The organism is Bdellovibrio sp. (genome assembly GCF_047637665.1).
GTDB lineage: Bacteria > Bdellovibrionota > Bdellovibrionia > Bdellovibrionales > Bdellovibrionaceae > Bdellovibrio.
The window spans coordinates 229,671-246,497 of sequence record NZ_JBLJBT010000016.1; the positions used below are offsets into that span (position 1 = coordinate 229,671).

The 16,827-nt window shown below is 40.3% G+C and carries 11 protein-coding genes; 10 read left to right on the plus strand and 1 reads right to left on the minus strand.

Going from position 1 to position 16,827, the window contains the following annotated elements:
* Window positions 1-120: 120 nt before the first annotated feature.
* From ACM64D_RS05025 to ACM64D_RS05045, 5 genes are read left to right on the plus strand one after another with little or no spacing between them, the layout of a single operon-like run.
* The gene (locus tag ACM64D_RS05025; RefSeq protein WP_415062092.1) at window positions 121-1,875 is read left to right on the plus strand and encodes a hypothetical protein; all 1,755 of its coding nucleotides are present in this window, start codon (window positions 121-123) and stop codon (window positions 1,873-1,875) included.
* On the plus strand, window positions 1,872-2,747 hold the full coding sequence (locus tag ACM64D_RS05030; protein ID WP_415062093.1) for a hypothetical protein: 876 nt from the start codon (window positions 1,872-1,874) through the stop codon (window positions 2,745-2,747). Before ACM64D_RS05025 ends, ACM64D_RS05030 begins: the two co-directional genes overlap by 4 nt.
* A complete protein-coding gene (locus ACM64D_RS05035) occupies window positions 2,737-8,274 on the plus strand; it encodes a DEAD/DEAH box helicase (protein WP_415062094.1) in 5,538 nt (1,845 codons plus the stop codon). Before ACM64D_RS05030 ends, ACM64D_RS05035 begins: the two co-directional genes overlap by 11 nt.
* Window position 8,275: 1 nt before the next feature.
* Window positions 8,276-9,328, plus strand: coding sequence for a PD-(D/E)XK nuclease family protein (locus ACM64D_RS05040; protein WP_415062095.1), 1,053 nt, complete (start codon window positions 8,276-8,278; stop codon window positions 9,326-9,328).
* On the plus strand, window positions 9,321-11,120 hold the full coding sequence (locus tag ACM64D_RS05045) for a hypothetical protein (protein ID WP_415062096.1): 1,800 nt from the start codon (window positions 9,321-9,323) through the stop codon (window positions 11,118-11,120). Before ACM64D_RS05040 ends, ACM64D_RS05045 begins: the two co-directional genes overlap by 8 nt.
* On the opposite strand, the gene ACM64D_RS05050 is transcribed toward ACM64D_RS05045, so the two are convergent.
* Complete coding sequence (locus tag ACM64D_RS05050; protein WP_415062097.1) at window positions 11,062-12,243, minus strand: DNA cytosine methyltransferase; 1,182 nt, start codon at window positions 12,241-12,243, stop codon at window positions 11,062-11,064. The two genes, ACM64D_RS05045 and ACM64D_RS05050, sit on opposite strands and share 59 nt — an antisense overlap.
* A gap of 283 nt (window positions 12,244-12,526) precedes the next feature.
* Here ACM64D_RS05050 and ACM64D_RS05055 point away from each other — a divergent pair, with 283 nt between their 5' ends.
* From ACM64D_RS05055 to ACM64D_RS05075, 5 genes are all read left to right on the plus strand, one after another.
* Window positions 12,527-13,666: a tyrosine-type recombinase/integrase gene (locus ACM64D_RS05055; protein WP_415062098.1), complete on the plus strand. Its 1,140-nt coding sequence runs from the start codon at window positions 12,527-12,529 to the stop codon at window positions 13,664-13,666.
* Window positions 13,667-13,714: 48 nt separating this feature from the next.
* Window positions 13,715-14,347 (plus strand): tetratricopeptide repeat protein, encoded by a 633-nt coding sequence (locus ACM64D_RS05060; RefSeq protein WP_415062099.1) that lies wholly within the window; start codon window positions 13,715-13,717, stop codon window positions 14,345-14,347.
* A 114-nt stretch (window positions 14,348-14,461) separates the two neighbouring features.
* The gene (locus tag ACM64D_RS05065; protein ID WP_415062100.1) at window positions 14,462-14,911 is read left to right on the plus strand and encodes a helix-turn-helix domain-containing protein; all 450 of its coding nucleotides are present in this window, start codon (window positions 14,462-14,464) and stop codon (window positions 14,909-14,911) included.
* Between the two features lie 65 nt (window positions 14,912-14,976).
* Complete coding sequence (locus ACM64D_RS05070) at window positions 14,977-15,468, plus strand: hypothetical protein (protein ID WP_415062101.1); 492 nt, start codon at window positions 14,977-14,979, stop codon at window positions 15,466-15,468.
* Between the two features lie 154 nt (window positions 15,469-15,622).
* The gene (locus ACM64D_RS05075; protein ID WP_415062102.1) at window positions 15,623-16,654 is read left to right on the plus strand and encodes a hypothetical protein; all 1,032 of its coding nucleotides are present in this window, start codon (window positions 15,623-15,625) and stop codon (window positions 16,652-16,654) included.
* The last annotated feature ends 173 nt before the right edge of the window (window positions 16,655-16,827 follow it).

Genomic DNA, 16,827 nt, shown 5'->3' on the forward strand with positions numbered 1-16,827 from the left:
GGCGGAACTTCTCAAGTGGTCATGCTTTATGCAACGATAGTTTTATTTTACTGCTGAACTATGGGCTAGTTTTCATTTGGCGTTGTAAACAAGAATGAGTAGCTATGCGACAGTACTTATATGGCAAAAAAGATTGGTGACCTTATTGGGGGAATTGAGTTTTCAGACTCTGAGAAGAATCGTATCGGCGATTCTTTGCGATCAAATCAGGGCATTCCTTATGAGGTATTTGTTGGGCATGCTGTTCAAATTAAAGATGTAGATTTTTGGCGTCGTGCGCAGAAGAAATTTAAAGTTACAGGTTTTAGAGATGGACACCCTCAAGCCAAGCAAATGGTTGTTCGTCGTGCTCTTGAAAGTCTGAAAAATACAGATGGGAGTAAGAATGTCGAAATCTGGCCGCTATATAGATATACTATCTATTCTTATATTAAAGATGAGATGCCAGAACTAAATCGACTTCTTCGTCAGGAAGAACTTGAAGAATCAGATGGCAAAGTGACGGAACAGCTGTTGTCCGCAATCAAAGCGAAAATGCCACTTTATGAGTTCAAGAATGAAGAGATTATAAAGCTATACGATATTTGGGGTTTTGAAAGAATTGAAAGTCTCGAGTCTATTCTTAATAGAGAATCACTTGATCTGGAGGTCGTTAAAAGACTCTTGGCGAGCGAAGTTGCTAATTTAAAAAGCCCTCTGCAGGCCAAGTTAGATGCTTTGGAAGCGATCTTGAATCAAAAAATAGATTTGTCAAATTTTCAGACTGAAGTAACAGCTAAGAAAACTACGCAGATTGAAGAGAAGTTAGAATCTACAATCGCTATTCTAAGAACTGAATTTCAGAATTTAGCAGCAAGTCATCTTAATACAAGGGTATCTGAGCTTCAAAGTGCTATTAAAAAATCTTTTGAACAAACGGTGGCCTCCCCACAAGTTGTTTTTGATCCTGAGGCTTTGGTAGTTCTCGAAGCGCGTGTTGATAAGGTTTCTAAGCGTCTTAATCAGCTTGAGGAGAAGCGAGATTGTAATATAGCTTTAGCTGCGAGTAGGGTAATTGCGGGTGATTCGACGTCTTGTGCGACTACTGGAAAAGTGGTTGAAGGGTGGCGCAATCTCTGCAGGAAGTCTGGAATAAATGAAAAATCAATCGAAGCAATTCCGGTGTTTCTGCAGGTTTTAATGCGCACAAAAGTGATTATTACTTCTCAGCCACATCTACTCATTGATCTGTTTCAAAGTAGTGGGGCAATAGTGCGGTCAGCAACAGCATCACCCCTATGGATAAGTGCCGATATTCTTAACGATGAGAGAGCATTTTTAGAAAGTGCATTGATTCAGCCAAGAGTATTAATTATTTCAGATTTTGATGTTGCTTTACAAGAAGTATACTTAATTCCATTTCTTACTGATTGGATGCAAAGTTCTCAAACTACTCTGTCAAAAGTTATTCTAGTTCCTGCAAATGAAGATTTATCTGGAGTAAATCCAAGGCTTTTAGAGATGTGTTGGCATTTTAATTGGAATGATTGGATTGAAAATGATCTTTCTGGAATTGAGAAAATAGCTGAAAAATTCTATAAACTTCAGATAATGAATTCAAGCTCGTCTTCAATTTTTAAATATCAACATTCATTAAATGTCGAATTTGAAGCTGACTTAGCGAAAATTTGTGCAAATGAAGGTGTAACGCTTCCTCCGCGACTAATGAATCATTTTATGAATGTCTTGTGCGGACTTTTGGAAATAATGTCTCACGATGAAAGTGGGAAAACAGCTGTAAGAGTATGTATACGTCCATGGTTAAGAGTTGCGCGAGGTGAATCCATAAGTAGATTAGTGGAAGAGCGATTCCGAGTTGTTTTTGGTGGAACATGATTGAGGTAGCGGAAGCTCAGTCAAAACTATGTGAGATTCTTAAGTCAGTTCAAAAAGGTGATTTTTCAACTTTTAAATGGGCGTGTGATCTCGCTGGATTGAAGCCGTTGAACAATGACAAATATTTTCACAGTAATCAGTTTTTTGCAGCTCAAATTGGAGGGATTCTTGAAGTAAGTGCATTGGATGCCTCTACTCGATGGTGGATTGCCTTTAAAGACAATATAGTGATTTCTTCGGAAAAGCCGAAGGCAATTGGTACCTCAGAGGGGTGGTTTCGAGAAAATAGAAGGCCTCTTAAATCGCTAATTGAAGACGGCTATGGACAATGCTTGTTAGTTGGGGTCGACCAAGGAATCCCAACTTCAAATTCATTTGGAAGTAATTTTTCTTTAAAGCTCCCTTCATTAATCGAAATAGAAAAAGAAGTCTTAAGAGAGGAATCTTTCTTTTTTTCGCAAAATAAAAATTACGAAACATTCAATCTCACGAATCTGAAATGGGAACTTGATACTACTATTCACGGAGAATCAAAGTCTCTCGTCCGAGTCAGAAAAAAGTATGGTGGCTTTGAGCACTTTCTAATTTCTGAGGAACTCGGAATAGCTTTTAGAGTGCTGAATCCCGAGTGGGCGTTTTTTCTAGCAGGTCAAATTTTCGACTGGGATTGGATGTCGTGTATCCAGAAATCACAAAATCGTATAGCGATTCCGAGGCAAATAAGGTTTCCAAACTTCTTACTTCGTTTTTTATTCGCGAATTCCCAAAGTTGTAGGGTAGGTACTTTCGTGGAATTTATCGACGCTGACTCAAATGTTGCCAACGAGTTTGTGCGTTATCTATCCAGAAACGGGGCGATATATGAAATCTGACCTTCTAACACTATTTCAAGAGCTAAAAAAAAGGGCTACGGACTATATCGACACTGCCTATTATACGAATGATTCAAACTTCAATGAAGTTCGTCGACGTCTTCTTGAAGACCCGACAGAAAGTCCGATTTTTCGAGATCCAACTTTCGAGCCTTTGCGTAGATATCAAGAATCTAATTCTGAGCCACAAGAACTTTTGAATATTGCTGGCATAGATTTTCTGAAAGGGAAAGATCTTCAGCTGACTACAGCATTCCTAGAGTCATTCGCTCCCGTTAAGCACCGTTCTTTATACAAACATCAGGTAAAAGCAGTTGTCGATGCTCTTCAAAATAAGAAGAATTTTGTAGTGACTACCGGGACAGGTTCCGGTAAAAGCTTTTGTTTTCAGATTCCGCTAGTTCTAGGAATTATTGCGGAAGCCTTAGGCCAGGGAGGAAGAACACCGTGGAGAGGACCGTCTTTGTCATTCTCTACATGGTGGAAAAATTCTCGAGGAAGATTTCAGGCGAAGAGAATTGTTTCTTCGCGACGTGCAGCTCTTCGTGGCCTCGTTATGTATCCACTAAATGCTTTGGTGCAGGACCAAGTTGACGGTCTTCGTGGTATTTTGAATTCGGACGCTGCAAATAATTTTTATGATCAGGTTCTTGATGGAGATAGAATATTCTTTGGTCAATATAGTGGATCGACCCCTGGGCGTGGTAGTCAAAAACCTGAAAGCGTGAATCAATGCCGGTTGCAGCTATCGCAAATTGAAAATACTGTTACGAACCATCGCGGAACGCTAGATCCAAAAATTCAAACACTCGAAGGGTCGGAATTAGTAACTCGATGGGATATGCAAGACTTTCCCCCTGATATACTTATTACGAACTATAGCATGCTTTCGATAATGTTGCTAAGAGAGCGAGAGCAAAGTATTTTCGATGAGACTCGGGAATGGCTAAAATCCAATCCCAATAATAGATTTACACTAGTAATTGATGAACTCCATTCTTACAGAGGAACTGGAGGGACGGAGATATCTTACATTATTAGATCATTCATTCAAAGAATTGGTCTTACGCCCAATCATCCACAACTTCAGATAATCGCGACCTCAGCTTCTCTTTCCGAACAGGATGGGCAAGATTTTCTCTCAGATTTTTTTGGGACTAATAAAGGAAGTACTCCTTTCAATGTCATTTCAGGTCCTGTTGTTGAACCTAGAAAAGATGCTATTGCACTGGTTAAAGAATCGAAATCAGACTTAGAAAAATTCTACGAGCAAGGCTTTACTGAAGAGTCTCTATGTGCATTAGCGACAAGCGCTGCTAAGCGATCAGGATCTTCTGCTAAATCAATTGAAGAAATGCTTGCCGATTCAGCATTTCACGATGCTCTGTTATTAACCGCTGAAGATGCAAAGTTAAAACACCCAGAAGGAACTCAGGTTACAAGCTATCCTCTGTCAATCAAAGAAATCGCAGATCTTCTTTTTGATGGAAGTGAACGTGCGGCAAATGCACTATTAACCTGTCTTACGAGAGATTATGCTACCACAAGAAATTTAAAATCTAAAATTCGGATGCATCTTTTTGTTAGAAACTTAGATGGAATACGAAGAAGCATGCAAACGACGGGCGGCACCTTAGCAGAGCCAGTTCTATACGATGGAACTAGGCCAATTTGCAAAAGTAGTGCAATTAATTTAGACACCTATTATTGCCAAGAATGCGGTGAATTATATTATTTTGGATTCAAGAATCTATCGAATGGTCGATTGTTTATCTCAAATGACGACAGTTTAGAAGAACGTTCAAAATCCCCGGGTTTAATTTTGCATATTCCACGTAAAGAGGTGACTTACGACCATAGCGGATGGTCGCCTCGGTTCATGAATGGATTTTCGGGTGAACTAGCAAACTTAGATCGATCCGGGCATGTTGGCGTATTTTTCCGAGAAGTAGAGTATCAAAATCGAAATCGTAAATATGATCTGCCTCACTCGTGCGTTCACTGTGATGCGAACTGGATCTCAAAACCAATCCAATTTACCAGATCACCAATCAGATCGATGGGTACAGGTTACAATAAATTTTCGCAGGTTATAATTGAGCAGCTTGTGGGTAGTCTGAGAGAAGTTACTGGGGATGCAGCAGCCTCAAAAATAGTAATCTTTAGTGACAGTCGTCGCGATGCTGCAATCATTTCCGCTGATCTTGAGTTGAATCATTATAGAGACACGGTAAGGGCTCTTACTGAAAAACATCTGGCATCATCCAGCACCGGAAGTGCAGAGCTTTCGTCCTTTATTCAAGCCCTTGAAGCTGCGAAGATAACAAATGAGTGGGATTATCTGAAAACTCACCCGTATAGAGATTTAAATAGCACCGGATATCGCGACCTTAGGGATTACTACAAAGGGGAGTTAGATAGTGTCGCTGATTTGCGCGAATGGCAAAACGCTGAATCACTAATAAATTCAATTAAGAAACCGCTTGTTCGCTTATTTGGAGAAGAAAATTCTATTGTTCGCTTGGTTGCACGAGATCTTGTAGAAATTGGCATGAATCCCGCTGGTCTATATGAAGACAGATCTTATAAATGGCAGTATGTGTTTGTTCGAGCGCCAGATAGTACATCACCTGATATTTTAAAAGGATTCGAAAATGCACGCAATCGCCACATGGATCGATTAGCGTCTACCATTCGAGATATCATCACAGGATCAATGGGAAGAGATTTCGAATCTCTTGGTTATGGGTGGGTAACTTTTGATCGAAACCATAATTTGGCCCGTGGATTGGATTCAAAGACTATATCTATGTTAGATGTAGCTATAAGATTTTTAATTAAACACTACAAGACTCGTGATGATTATAATGAAGAAGCAGGATTTGCGAACGAGAAGCTTGTCGCATACTATTCAAATTGGCTGAAAGAGAATCGTTTTAACCTTTGGTCAAATATTTCAGCTGATGAAACGAGTGATTTAGTTCGAAATTTACTTATCGGTCTTGGTGTAATAGATAGTCGTTTTCGTATTAAAAAATCAGGCTTGTATTTGCAGCCAAAAGGAGAATGGTATTGGCGTTGCAAAAAATGTAGAACAGTTCATTTGTTTGAAGCGGACGGACGTTGTCGAAATGTAAAATTTAACCACGATCCCAAAAAGGTTGGTTGTCGAGGAGATCTTGCAAAGCTGCCCATTTCTGATCTTTTTAAAGAGCCAAATTATTACCGAACAATTTCTGCTTTGGGGCGCCATGAGTATCCTCTCAGAACTGAGGAGCTTATTGGTCATACTGATAAGGCGGATCAGCGAATTCGACAACTCGCATTTCAAGGACAATTTTTTGGGGATCTTGCAAAATCTAAATTTACCGATGAGGAGCTGGAAAAATATTTTGGAATAGATGCACTGAGTGTAACTACAACGATGGAGGCTGGTGTTGATATCGGTGGCTTAAAAGCTGTCTACATGGCAAATATGCCTCCAAAAAGATTTAACTATCAACAGCGTGTGGGGCGGGCCGGGCGTCGCTTAGATAAGCTATCTATTTCGATCACATTCTGCAAAGGTCAAAAGCATGATGAATACTATTTTGCAAACCAACTTTTGATGGTAGGCTGGGAAACTCCATCTCCGACGTTAGATATCGATAATGAAAGAATTTTGGAGCGGATCCTACTGCGACAAGCTCTTCATTTAATTGCCACGGAAAATATTGACCTGAAAGAGTCCTTCGAAGAAGCAGGAGCTGAGGGAGACTTTAACAGTGGTTATTTTGGGAGCATTGATTCAGTATCAGACTGTCGTGATGTAATTTTTGAGACAATAGAAACTGTCGATACCCATCTCAAAGACTATCTCTCCAAAATTCGGTCGGATTTGAATAGCCATCAAGTGGAAAATAAGGTGAATTCTACATTTTTTTCTCTAAAAGAGGCTATATCAACTCAACAAATTGCCTATTTACGTGGGCGATACGGCGGGAATTATTCTTTCACGGCAGCTCTTGCTGAAGAAGGTCGCTTGCCTCTGTATGGTCTACCTGTTAGATCCGTTAACTTGATTCACGAAGACCCAAATCGTGATACAAACAACGGTCGTTGGCCAATTTCATCTGGTGTCATTGATCGTAGTGAGGATATCGCATTAAGCGAGTTTGCGCCAGATCGAGTTATTGTAAAAGATAAGCGTATAATTAGGTCTGTAGGAGTAACTTGGCCAGAACGCCCAACCGATGGATTAGGAGGCCACCGAATTAGGTTTGCTGAGCCTGCGGAATCTCGTTCAATACTAAGTTGTAGTGCATGTGGAGCAGTGGTTTTTGCTAACAACGCTCAATGCTCTGAATGTAATGCTACTGAGCCCGATATACAAACATATCAAGGTTGGCGGCCATATGCTTATATTGCAGATGTTGCCAGTAGTGAAATGTATGACGGTAATATCGAATCAAAACCAATTACAGTTTTATCACATCCAAGTAGCCTTCATTCAAGCGGGGCGACTGAATGGCAATTCGCTCAGAACTTTAAAGTAACTGGATTTCAAGGACGTTTAGTGAGGGCAAATACAAACGCAGGGAGAGGATATTCTTTCCGCAAAATCGAGGAAACCCAAAAAATGGATGGGATATACGTCGAAAACTCTCTCATAAATACTATGCTCCGAACCGCATCGTGGGTAAACAGTCCAGACAGAGACATTATTGAGGGAGTCGCACTCTACTCGGAGCTAATAACGGACGTTTTGATTGCAACTTGCAGTCGTATTCCATCTGAACGGTCGCGTCTCGGAACTAGCTCTGGTGCCAAGGATTTTGCAGTAAGAGCCGCGTGGGAATCTTTTGCAGAACTAGTTGGAAAGGAAATATCTCTTCGCGAAGATATTGAAACCAGTGAAATATCAGTGGGTAAGAAGTTTGTCTCTATGCAGGATTCGGCCGGGCGTGAAATTGGAGGCTGGGCAGTATTCGTGACCGACAATTTGGATAATGGTGCTGGATATGCTTCATCGTATAGCTCTCCGATTCGCTTTCACGAACTTTTGCTGGGAATAAGGACGAGACTTGGAAAGTATTTTCTTGAGGCAAGACATGCAAATACTTGTTCGACGAGCTGCTATCATTGTCTGAGAAACTATTTTAATAGAACTAAGCATCAAAATCTCGACTGGAGGCTAGGGTTAGATATTACTGAACTGATGCTAGGAAATATTGAGGAATTCAATTTAGAGGGACCTTGGTGGTCGTCATATATTGATAGAATCTTTCATGTCAGACTTGAGCAAATGACTCATGAAGAGTGGATAAGAAAAGTAGTGAAAGGTAAGGTAGTTTTCATTGATCGCAATTCAAACTGTGTTTTGCCGGTTCATCCACTTATGAATACTCGTCATCGCGAATTTTCTGAAGAACTTGATGATATTTTGGATGCTTCTGGTTCAACGAAAATCGGGATACTAGATGTGTTTGAGTTTGAACGGCTACCGATTTCGGCACTTCAGACTTTGCGAAGTGCACTGCGAGCGTAAAATGTGGGAGATTCCAAAAATAAAACAGATTGAGCCAATTAGATCGATAACCTTCTATGACTATTTAGCTCTCATAGATTGTACTCTAAAAGCTCTGACCACTTCGCTTATGCTAACGCATAGTCGAGCTCCTGATATTATGTCTAAATCTGCCTTGGTGGGGCGTTTTCATCATAAAGCTTTAGAGCTGGCAGTAACAGTAAATGAGAAGACTGAACTCAAGAAATTAATTGAAACAGAAATTTCTGATTTGCAAAAAGAGGTTGATAAGTGGCCACATCTTAAGAGGTGTGGAGCGGTGAGTGGTTGGGATGAAGTAAATCAATCGGCCACAAATGCAATTCGAATCCAAAGAGAATCAAGGGACGGCAAAGCAAAGGTTATTGTTGAGCGCACGTATAGAACAGTTGATGAAGTGCTGATAGGAAGACCTGATTATTTTACCATTATTTCTGACAAGGCAATTCTAAAAGAATACAAATCTACTTCATTAAGAACACCAAGTGGTATCGTGAAACAGGAATTTCTGTTGCAAGGTCAATTTTATGCCGCACTAATTTTCGATAATTTTCCTGTAAAGAAAGTTGAGGTTTGGCTGGAGTCATTTGATGGCGAACGGTTAGATTTTTCTGTTACACATTCAGTAGCTGAAGAATTTAAAGCAGAAGTAAAAAGTATAATTCAAAAAGCGAATGAGATAATTAGGAATTTCGACGTAGTGGAAGAGTTATCTTCACCAAGCTCATCCAGTTGTCAATTCTGTAAAAATAAAATTTTCTGTCCTGCATTTCCAAAGGTTCAATTATCTCTTGAGTTGACAGGGCCTGTCTTTATTTTAGATGCCAAACTTGCGTTAGTTCATGAAAATGTAAATGATCAAATATCTAAAATCCAGATGGTCAGCACATATACTGCAGATGTCTATGAAATTAGTATTCCGACTATTTATGCGGAGAAGATGAAGCTTCACGAAAGATATTTAATAGAAAATTTGCTATATAGTAGCTCAAGATTTTTATGGACAGATCAGTCAAGGGTTCACCGTAATGGTTGATATTAATTTACTTGTATCCATACTTTGGCGGCCTTTTGTCGAACAAGCTAAAACAGGAGACCCCATCTTCTTTTGTTTTCATGCAGAAATGCTTGTTGATCTCTTTAGAGATGCAAGAATTCCATATGATAATCCGGTTAGATTAATTAATGATGTAGCTAATTCCCTAATCCGCATCGATGACGGCGATGTAGAAATAGATCAATCTGCTTTCAAGCGCAATAAGTCTGGGTTCAGTTGCGCAATAATTCTCGTATGTCAGCAGGTTTTAGTGGTTGAAGATATGGTTCGTGATCCTGCTGGGTTTTCAGAAAAAGCTTATTTTCCACGTTTACGCGCAAGAATTGGTCTTCCGGAAAAGTCTCTGAATCCATTTACATTTGATGACTTTGAGCGTGTGTGGCGGCAATTGTCTTTAGAGCTTACATCGTTGCCTGGTGCCTCACCAAAGTCGATCACCTTTTCTTTTGGTATTGAGTCAGGCATTAATAAAGCAAGGTCGTTTCCTATGTCACAGGCTTTGCTAAGTAGGGATGACCTTCTTGTGTTAGTGCAAAAAATTGGAATTAATAACGCAAAATCAAGTACTCATGAATCACTTTGGGGTTCGATCCGCCAAGGGCGAGTTTTTTTAAGAAGAAGGGCGCAACGACTAATAGGATTTCAAATTTTAAGAGATCGAATTGTGGATCAAGTTAGACATTTCTTGTTAACTGTAGACCTTTCTAAGCTTCAGCAATTGAAAATGGATCGTAAGATCGGTGAAATAGCTGGTGTCGGATTTTTTAAAGAGCCCATCGATTGGACAAGTGAAGAGTATCGGATGTTCATACATTCAAATTCAAGCAATCAAAGAATCTTTGATGAGTCAGAAATTGCCTTGGAATTTGAAGAGGCAATTCGGAAGAAGGGCTTTTTAGTTCTTCCTCCAGAGCAAACCGGAGATGTTTGGGTAAAAAGGCGGCAAGTAGACCTGATAGCACCTGGCTCAATGTTTTTGATTATTGGATCGAAATTGGAAATTCGAAGGGCATTTGAATTGATAGGTAAATTCTGGCCAGCTTTTACCTGTGATAAGTCTGAAGAATATGTGTTGAGTGGAAGATCTATAGAATGGGTGGTTGAGGTTTATTGGCCAAAGGAAATGCCAGATGATTTGATGATATACGATGGTGCGCTTTCGGCTGATCAGCGACTTGAAAGTGCACGACGATATGATTGGATAGGCGGGATCTGTCTAAATAAAATACACAATCGATTTCTCCGCAACTATCTTCCAACCAAGGTAAAATTTGGCGACCTAGAGTTCTCGATAGAAGAATGCAAAAAAATTAATGATCGAGTTATTTCAATTCAATCGATTCTATCGGAGGCTGGGGAGGCGACGGAAGATATGCTCTTGGAGTTACACTTTGGGGAAGATCGTGTCGCAAAAATTAGCATCGCGCATAATATAATGTCCGAAGGCGATTGGATGGGATATAAAATGGTGAAAAGTGGGTGTCTTGCGCCTGTTTTGGATAGAGTTGATGCTGTTGACAGCGCATTGATTGGATTCAATCTTCCCTTCGATAGTTCAAAGTCTTTTTCCGTAATTCAGATTTCAGCTCTTATTAAAGGATTGTATCCATCTGATGGGGTAACCCTTTCTGGCAAGCAATTGGACCATATCGAACGAAGGTTGGAGGCTTCAATAGCGCCGAGAGAGTTAGTTTCATATTTGCAACGTACTATTAGGTTGAAGCCACTACTCGAGATTGAGACAATTGAATTACTGGATATTTCCTATTAAAATTTGCCGGACGATATTTCGCATCGGGAATTAGTTTCAGTTTTTCGCTTGTGACTTTGTCTCCGAAAAATTGACGTCTAACTTCCTTTCCGAGCAGTTCTCCGAGAGCTGGTGGGACACCATTTCCGATTTGTTTTCTAACGGAAGTCAACCCTCCTGAGATAATGTAGTCCGCTGGAATTGTCTGAAGTAATTGGAGTTCTAAAGAAGAAAGTCTGCGTCCTTCCCAATGGAAGGGGCCTGTATGTTGCCCAGGACTTGCCGCAATAGTCCAGCTAGGAAGCAGGGGATGTAGTTTAAGTAGAAAGTTCCAATATCTAGATCGCCACTTAAAAATATTCTTTCCGCCACCGCGTTCGGTATGCCAAAGGTAATTGCTTCCAGCAGGAATCGTTTCTAATAGATCGCCCCAGCGACCGCCGACATTTAGATATTCTCTGTCAGATCGAGAAATATTAATGTCGCCAATGGCATCCCAAGCAGTTCGCATTGGTTGCATATTTAGCTCTGAATCTGGATTCGCAAAATGACGTGGCTCGGGCATAGTGAATGAGATTCCGGATCTTGATGCGACAATAAATAGCCGCTCTCTTGTTTGTGGAACCCCGTAATTAGCTGCATTTATTTTGCAAAAGTTGAGCTTGTAGTTTGTTCGTCTGTTGCGATTAATTCGAGCAACGGTAGATTCCATGAAAGTTTTTACGCGGGTATTATCACCTGTAATGAATTGTGGAACATTTTCTATTATAAATGCTTTTGGGAGTAGATCATCTACGATTCTAAAATAATCTCGTAGGGTTTGTCCGCGGCTATCGTCAAAACCATAAGAAGAACCTAAGACGCCATATGAAGACTTGGAGTAAGGTTGGCACGGAGGCCCTCCAATAAGTAAGTCAAGTTCTCTCTTTTTAATGTTTGATAGATTGCTAATTAACGAAGATGAAAGTTCTTCAATCGGAGCTTGAAGAACTTCGCATTTTCTATTAATACGAATGGTATCGCAACAGTCACTATCAGAGTCGTTAGTTAGGATTGTTTTGAAGCCAGCAGCCTCAAAACCGATATCGAAACAGCCTGCTCCTGAAAAGAGACTTATTATTTTTCGCTTGTCACCGTTATTCATAGAATAAGTATAAACAAAATCTTTTGCAGTTCAATATTCACATTTGGAGCTCGTCGAAGGTCGATAATTTAGAATTCTAAAATGTTTTTTCATGGAAGGTTTTCATTGAGCTCGTTTTTTTGAGATACATGAAAATAAATATCAAAGTTTATTAGGTCGATAAAATCTTAGTGCTATTTTTGAAAAGTGTTACGAATTTAACCAAATGATGGAATTACTTTTAACGAGATCTTTGATAATAGAATAGCTGGATGAGCCCAGCCTTCCTCAAAAGGAGGAAGGTATGGCAATAAAAACATACCAAAAAGACGGGCATACTTGCTTTAAAATCCAATTCACTTCTCGCAGTCGAATTGCAGGGCTTATGGTAAGACTTCAGCGAGATTTAGGTGCTGTCAGCCATGCTGAGGCCAAGCGTGAATATGAAAAACTCAAAAAAGAAGCTGAGGCCAAAAGAATTGAAAAAGAGCGCAACGGTCTTGTTTGGCGTGATCTCCTAATTCGCTTTTATAGGGAAGTTGTTCTCAATGGTCCCTATGAAAATAGCACATCCAAGAGAGACAACTACAATGCTCTCATGATGCACACTAAGTCTTGGCTACACACCCCAGTCGATCAACTTCGGCCAATGTCGATGAAATTGATATTTAATGAAATGGAGAAAAAGGAGCTTTCAAAAGGTCGCATTAAGTCCGTCCGAAGTGCGGTTAACACAGTCTTTGATTGGGCCCGCCTAGAACGCATTATTCCGGCCCATATTGAAAGTCCTGCTCGTGGAGTGAGCCTTCCTAAGGCTGAAACTAAAATGCAGCCAATACTCAATCGTGACGAAATTAGACTGTTTTTGAAAAAGGCACGAGAAATCGACCATGAATATTATTATTTATGGGCGGTGGCAGTAAGTACGGGATGTCGTTCGGGGGAGCTTTGGGCCTTAAGGTGGGCCGATGTTTCATTCGAGACGAGAATGATTTCCATCACGAAGTCATTCTCAAGTAGGCTCGGATACGATAAATCTACCAAAACTAAAGAGTCTCGGCAGGTGCCCATCAATACAGCCCTTGAGGCGCTCTTAAAGGAGCTTAAATTAAAAACAGCCTCTACAGGCTATGTTCTCCCTAGGATCACGTCATGGCGGCGTGGAGAGGCGTCTAAGGTGTCGAGGAGCTTTTGTATAGCTGTCGGTGTTCCTGAGATCACTTTCCATTCCACACGGGCCTGTTTCGCCGTTCAATGCTTAGTTAGCGGATTGGATGTCGTAACAACAATGAAGCTTGGCGGCTGGAAGAATGTTAAGAGCTTTCAGCACTACATTCGATTGGCAGGGGTGGATATTCAAGGGGCGACCGATGCACTCGATTTGATTCCGCAGTACATTGAAGGAAAACGTTTAGACTTTGCAAAAGAGCGTAAACGGTTTTAGTTTTGACGGGTGGGTATGATGGATTAAGCCCATTCATTAGGAGATCTTATGTCTGATGTAAAATCAAAAGCAAAAAAGAAGCCTGTGCAATTGCCAGATGAAGATAATTTTAATCTTACTTTCGGCTACACGAAAGACCTTCTTGAAATTCCAGAAGAACCTGCTGATGTTTTTCTCTACTGTGAAAAGTGTGCGGATTGGATCAATCAAGAAATGGCAAAAGACGAGGCCGACTGGGATGTAAAACGCCTAGTTACGGTTATGGGTAGGCTCGCAGCATATCTGAAGATGTTGCGCGAGCTTGATGATGCTCTTGATTATATCGAAACCGCATTGGCCTTAATTGAACAGTACGATCTGGGGCCTCAGCAATTCATCGCTCAAAGCTTGCGTTGGGCAGATATCCTGCGCTATCGCGGAGAGTTTGGTGAAGCTGAAGAAGTTTTTGAAAGTGTTTTGGAACTATGTCAGAAAATCCCTGAAGCAAAGATATATGAAGATGTGGCTTTGCAACACATGGGTAAGCTGAATTTTGATTTAGAAGATTATGATCTTGCGATGGAGTTCTTTGAAAAGGCGTTGGCTCTTAGGAAGATCAAAAACGATCAATCCCTTATAGACAGCACTGAAATGGCAATAGAGGCGACAAAATTAAAGATTATCGGAGAAGGTGAGTCGTAAGACATTGTAATTACTTAACCTTTTCTCTCGTGCTACTAAGTCGTTTCGATTGTTTTGAGTATTGCGATTATTTCGAGTATCTGATATAATGAGTTTAGCCGCTTGGAGGATCTTATGACTGCTCGAAAAATAAAAACTGCCAAATCAACTACAGCTAAAGTCGCGATGAAGCCTCGTACTAGTAATGTCAGTGTTGACTTGGGTTCCCTTAGAAAGTCTATCCAAAAAGGTATGAAGACCCCTGTGTACATTGTGGCTGGTCAGTCCAAGATTAGGATTCCGATGGAAAAGCTATCAATGGTCATAGAGGCTATAGAAAATAAGTCAGAGTCTGGTGGTGAGGTTTTGACAACTCAAGAGGTTGCTGACCTTTTAAATGTATCTCGTCCATTTGTGATTAAACTTATTGATAACAAAGAGCTGCCGCTTGAGTTTATGGCAGGCAATCAAAGGCGTATCCTCAAATCGGCAGTTTTGGAGTATAGAGATAGAATGCGTCGCAAGCAGAATGAAGCTCTTGATGCCTTAACGAAACAGTCAGAAGATTTAGAGATGGATTTTTGATGAGTCGCAAGGTCGTATTCTTTGATGCTTGTGTCCTGTTCCCCCAGTCCGTGAGAGACATATCAATGCAGTTTGCTGTAGACTCATTCTATCAAGCAAAATGGTCTGAATTGGTTGAGAGTCAATTTGTTAAGAATGTTGAAAAAAAGTACCCTGCTACAAAGGGCAAGGTCGGAAGAGTAGTCTCATTAATGAGGTCAGCAATACCTGACTATTTTTCTGAAGCAACTCCTGAAACTATTGAGCTTGTCGAAGAATCGAATACGGATGTTGGTGACATTCAAATATTGGCAGCCGCAATCGATGCCAACTGTACTCATTTAGTGACTTACAACTTGAAAGACTTTGATATTGCATTTGCGGCGGGCAGAGCGGTGAAGGTTCTTCACCCCGATGAGTTCTTCTATGAAGTTATTTCTGAAGATATAGGTGCTGCCAAGGCGAGCTTTCAAAAGGCAGTTGATAGGACGGCAAAGCCCCCAAGAACATACGCTGAATATTGTGAAGGATTGAAGAAGAACTCATTGGTAAAGACCGCAGACATTCTATTAAGCTGATTTTATTTGTTTAAAATGCTATATAATATTTTTGTTTACATATTCGAACTGATCTCCTAAATTTTCTTTTCAATGGGTAACGTTTTGAAAAAGAAAAAATGGGATTTACTCCAGTTCTTAGATCTATCGTTATCGCCTAGATGTCGGAGGTGTTGTGGATTATGATGACGTATGCCCGATTTGGGGTACTTTGGCAAAAAAACAAAATTTATCTAATAGAAGAAACAATAATAGTGGAGTCTCATATGTTGATGGATATGCTGTTGTTTCACCAAGAGTAGGAAGTTATCAAATTACAAGACAAGCTTATATTACAGTGCGCAGTGCAAGTATGAATGAGCAAGTGAAAACTATCTTAACGACCTGGATATTAGATCAAAATCGTTTAGGAGTGGAGTGGCCAATAGTTGACAAGGGCACATTAGAAAGTCTTGAGCTTCAAAGAAGTCTATCTGTTTATGAGAGAGCAATTCGTTTATTGAAATTTGTTCGAGAAGGATCAAATATTTTGGGTAAGGCATACAGTTTTTATCCTAATTTTGATTCTGATCCGGATGAAGAGGTTATGAAGCTTTTAGCTGTCTCGGCTTCGTATCAAAAGTCAGAAGTGATATACTTATTTTCTTTTTTAGAGGAATTAGGGTTTTTAAGAAGGGCCGCTTTTACAGAGCAGAAATCTCTGAGTAGGACAGAAGATCGACATGACTATGTTGTTACTCCTAAGGGATATGAGCATCTTGAAGAATTGGAATTAAAGAACAAACAGTCTTATCAGGCATTTGTTGCTATGTGGTTTGATTCATCGATGGACTCCATTTACGAAAAAGGTTTGGCTGCTGGAATTAGGAAAGCTGGCTATGAACCTATCAAAATAGATCACAAAGAGCATAATAACAAAATTGATGATGAAATCGTTGCGGAAATCCGTCGCTCTCGATTTGTAGTTGCAGACTTCACACAAGGGAACGATGGCGCAAGAGGTGGTGTTTACTATGAGGCTGGACTTGCCCATGGCTTAAATTTACCGGTTATTTTTACGTGTTCGGAGGCTTCAATTTCTAAGGTTCACTTTGATACAAGACAATATAACCATATTACTTGGCAGAATAGTGATGATTTAAGGGATAAACTTGCGCAGAGGATATCGGCAACAATAGGGGATGGGCCGTTCAAAAATAGAAGTTAAAGCACTGTGTGTTTTTAGTATATTTTTTAAGGTGCAACTAGAGGGGCAAATCTGGTCTAAATAGTTGAAATCAGGGTAATGTCGAAGTTCACCCCAATTTTCCTCCCAAACAAACTATGGTTCTACGGTTCTACGGTTCTACGGTTCTACTCGCTCCATGGTGGGCAATTTCA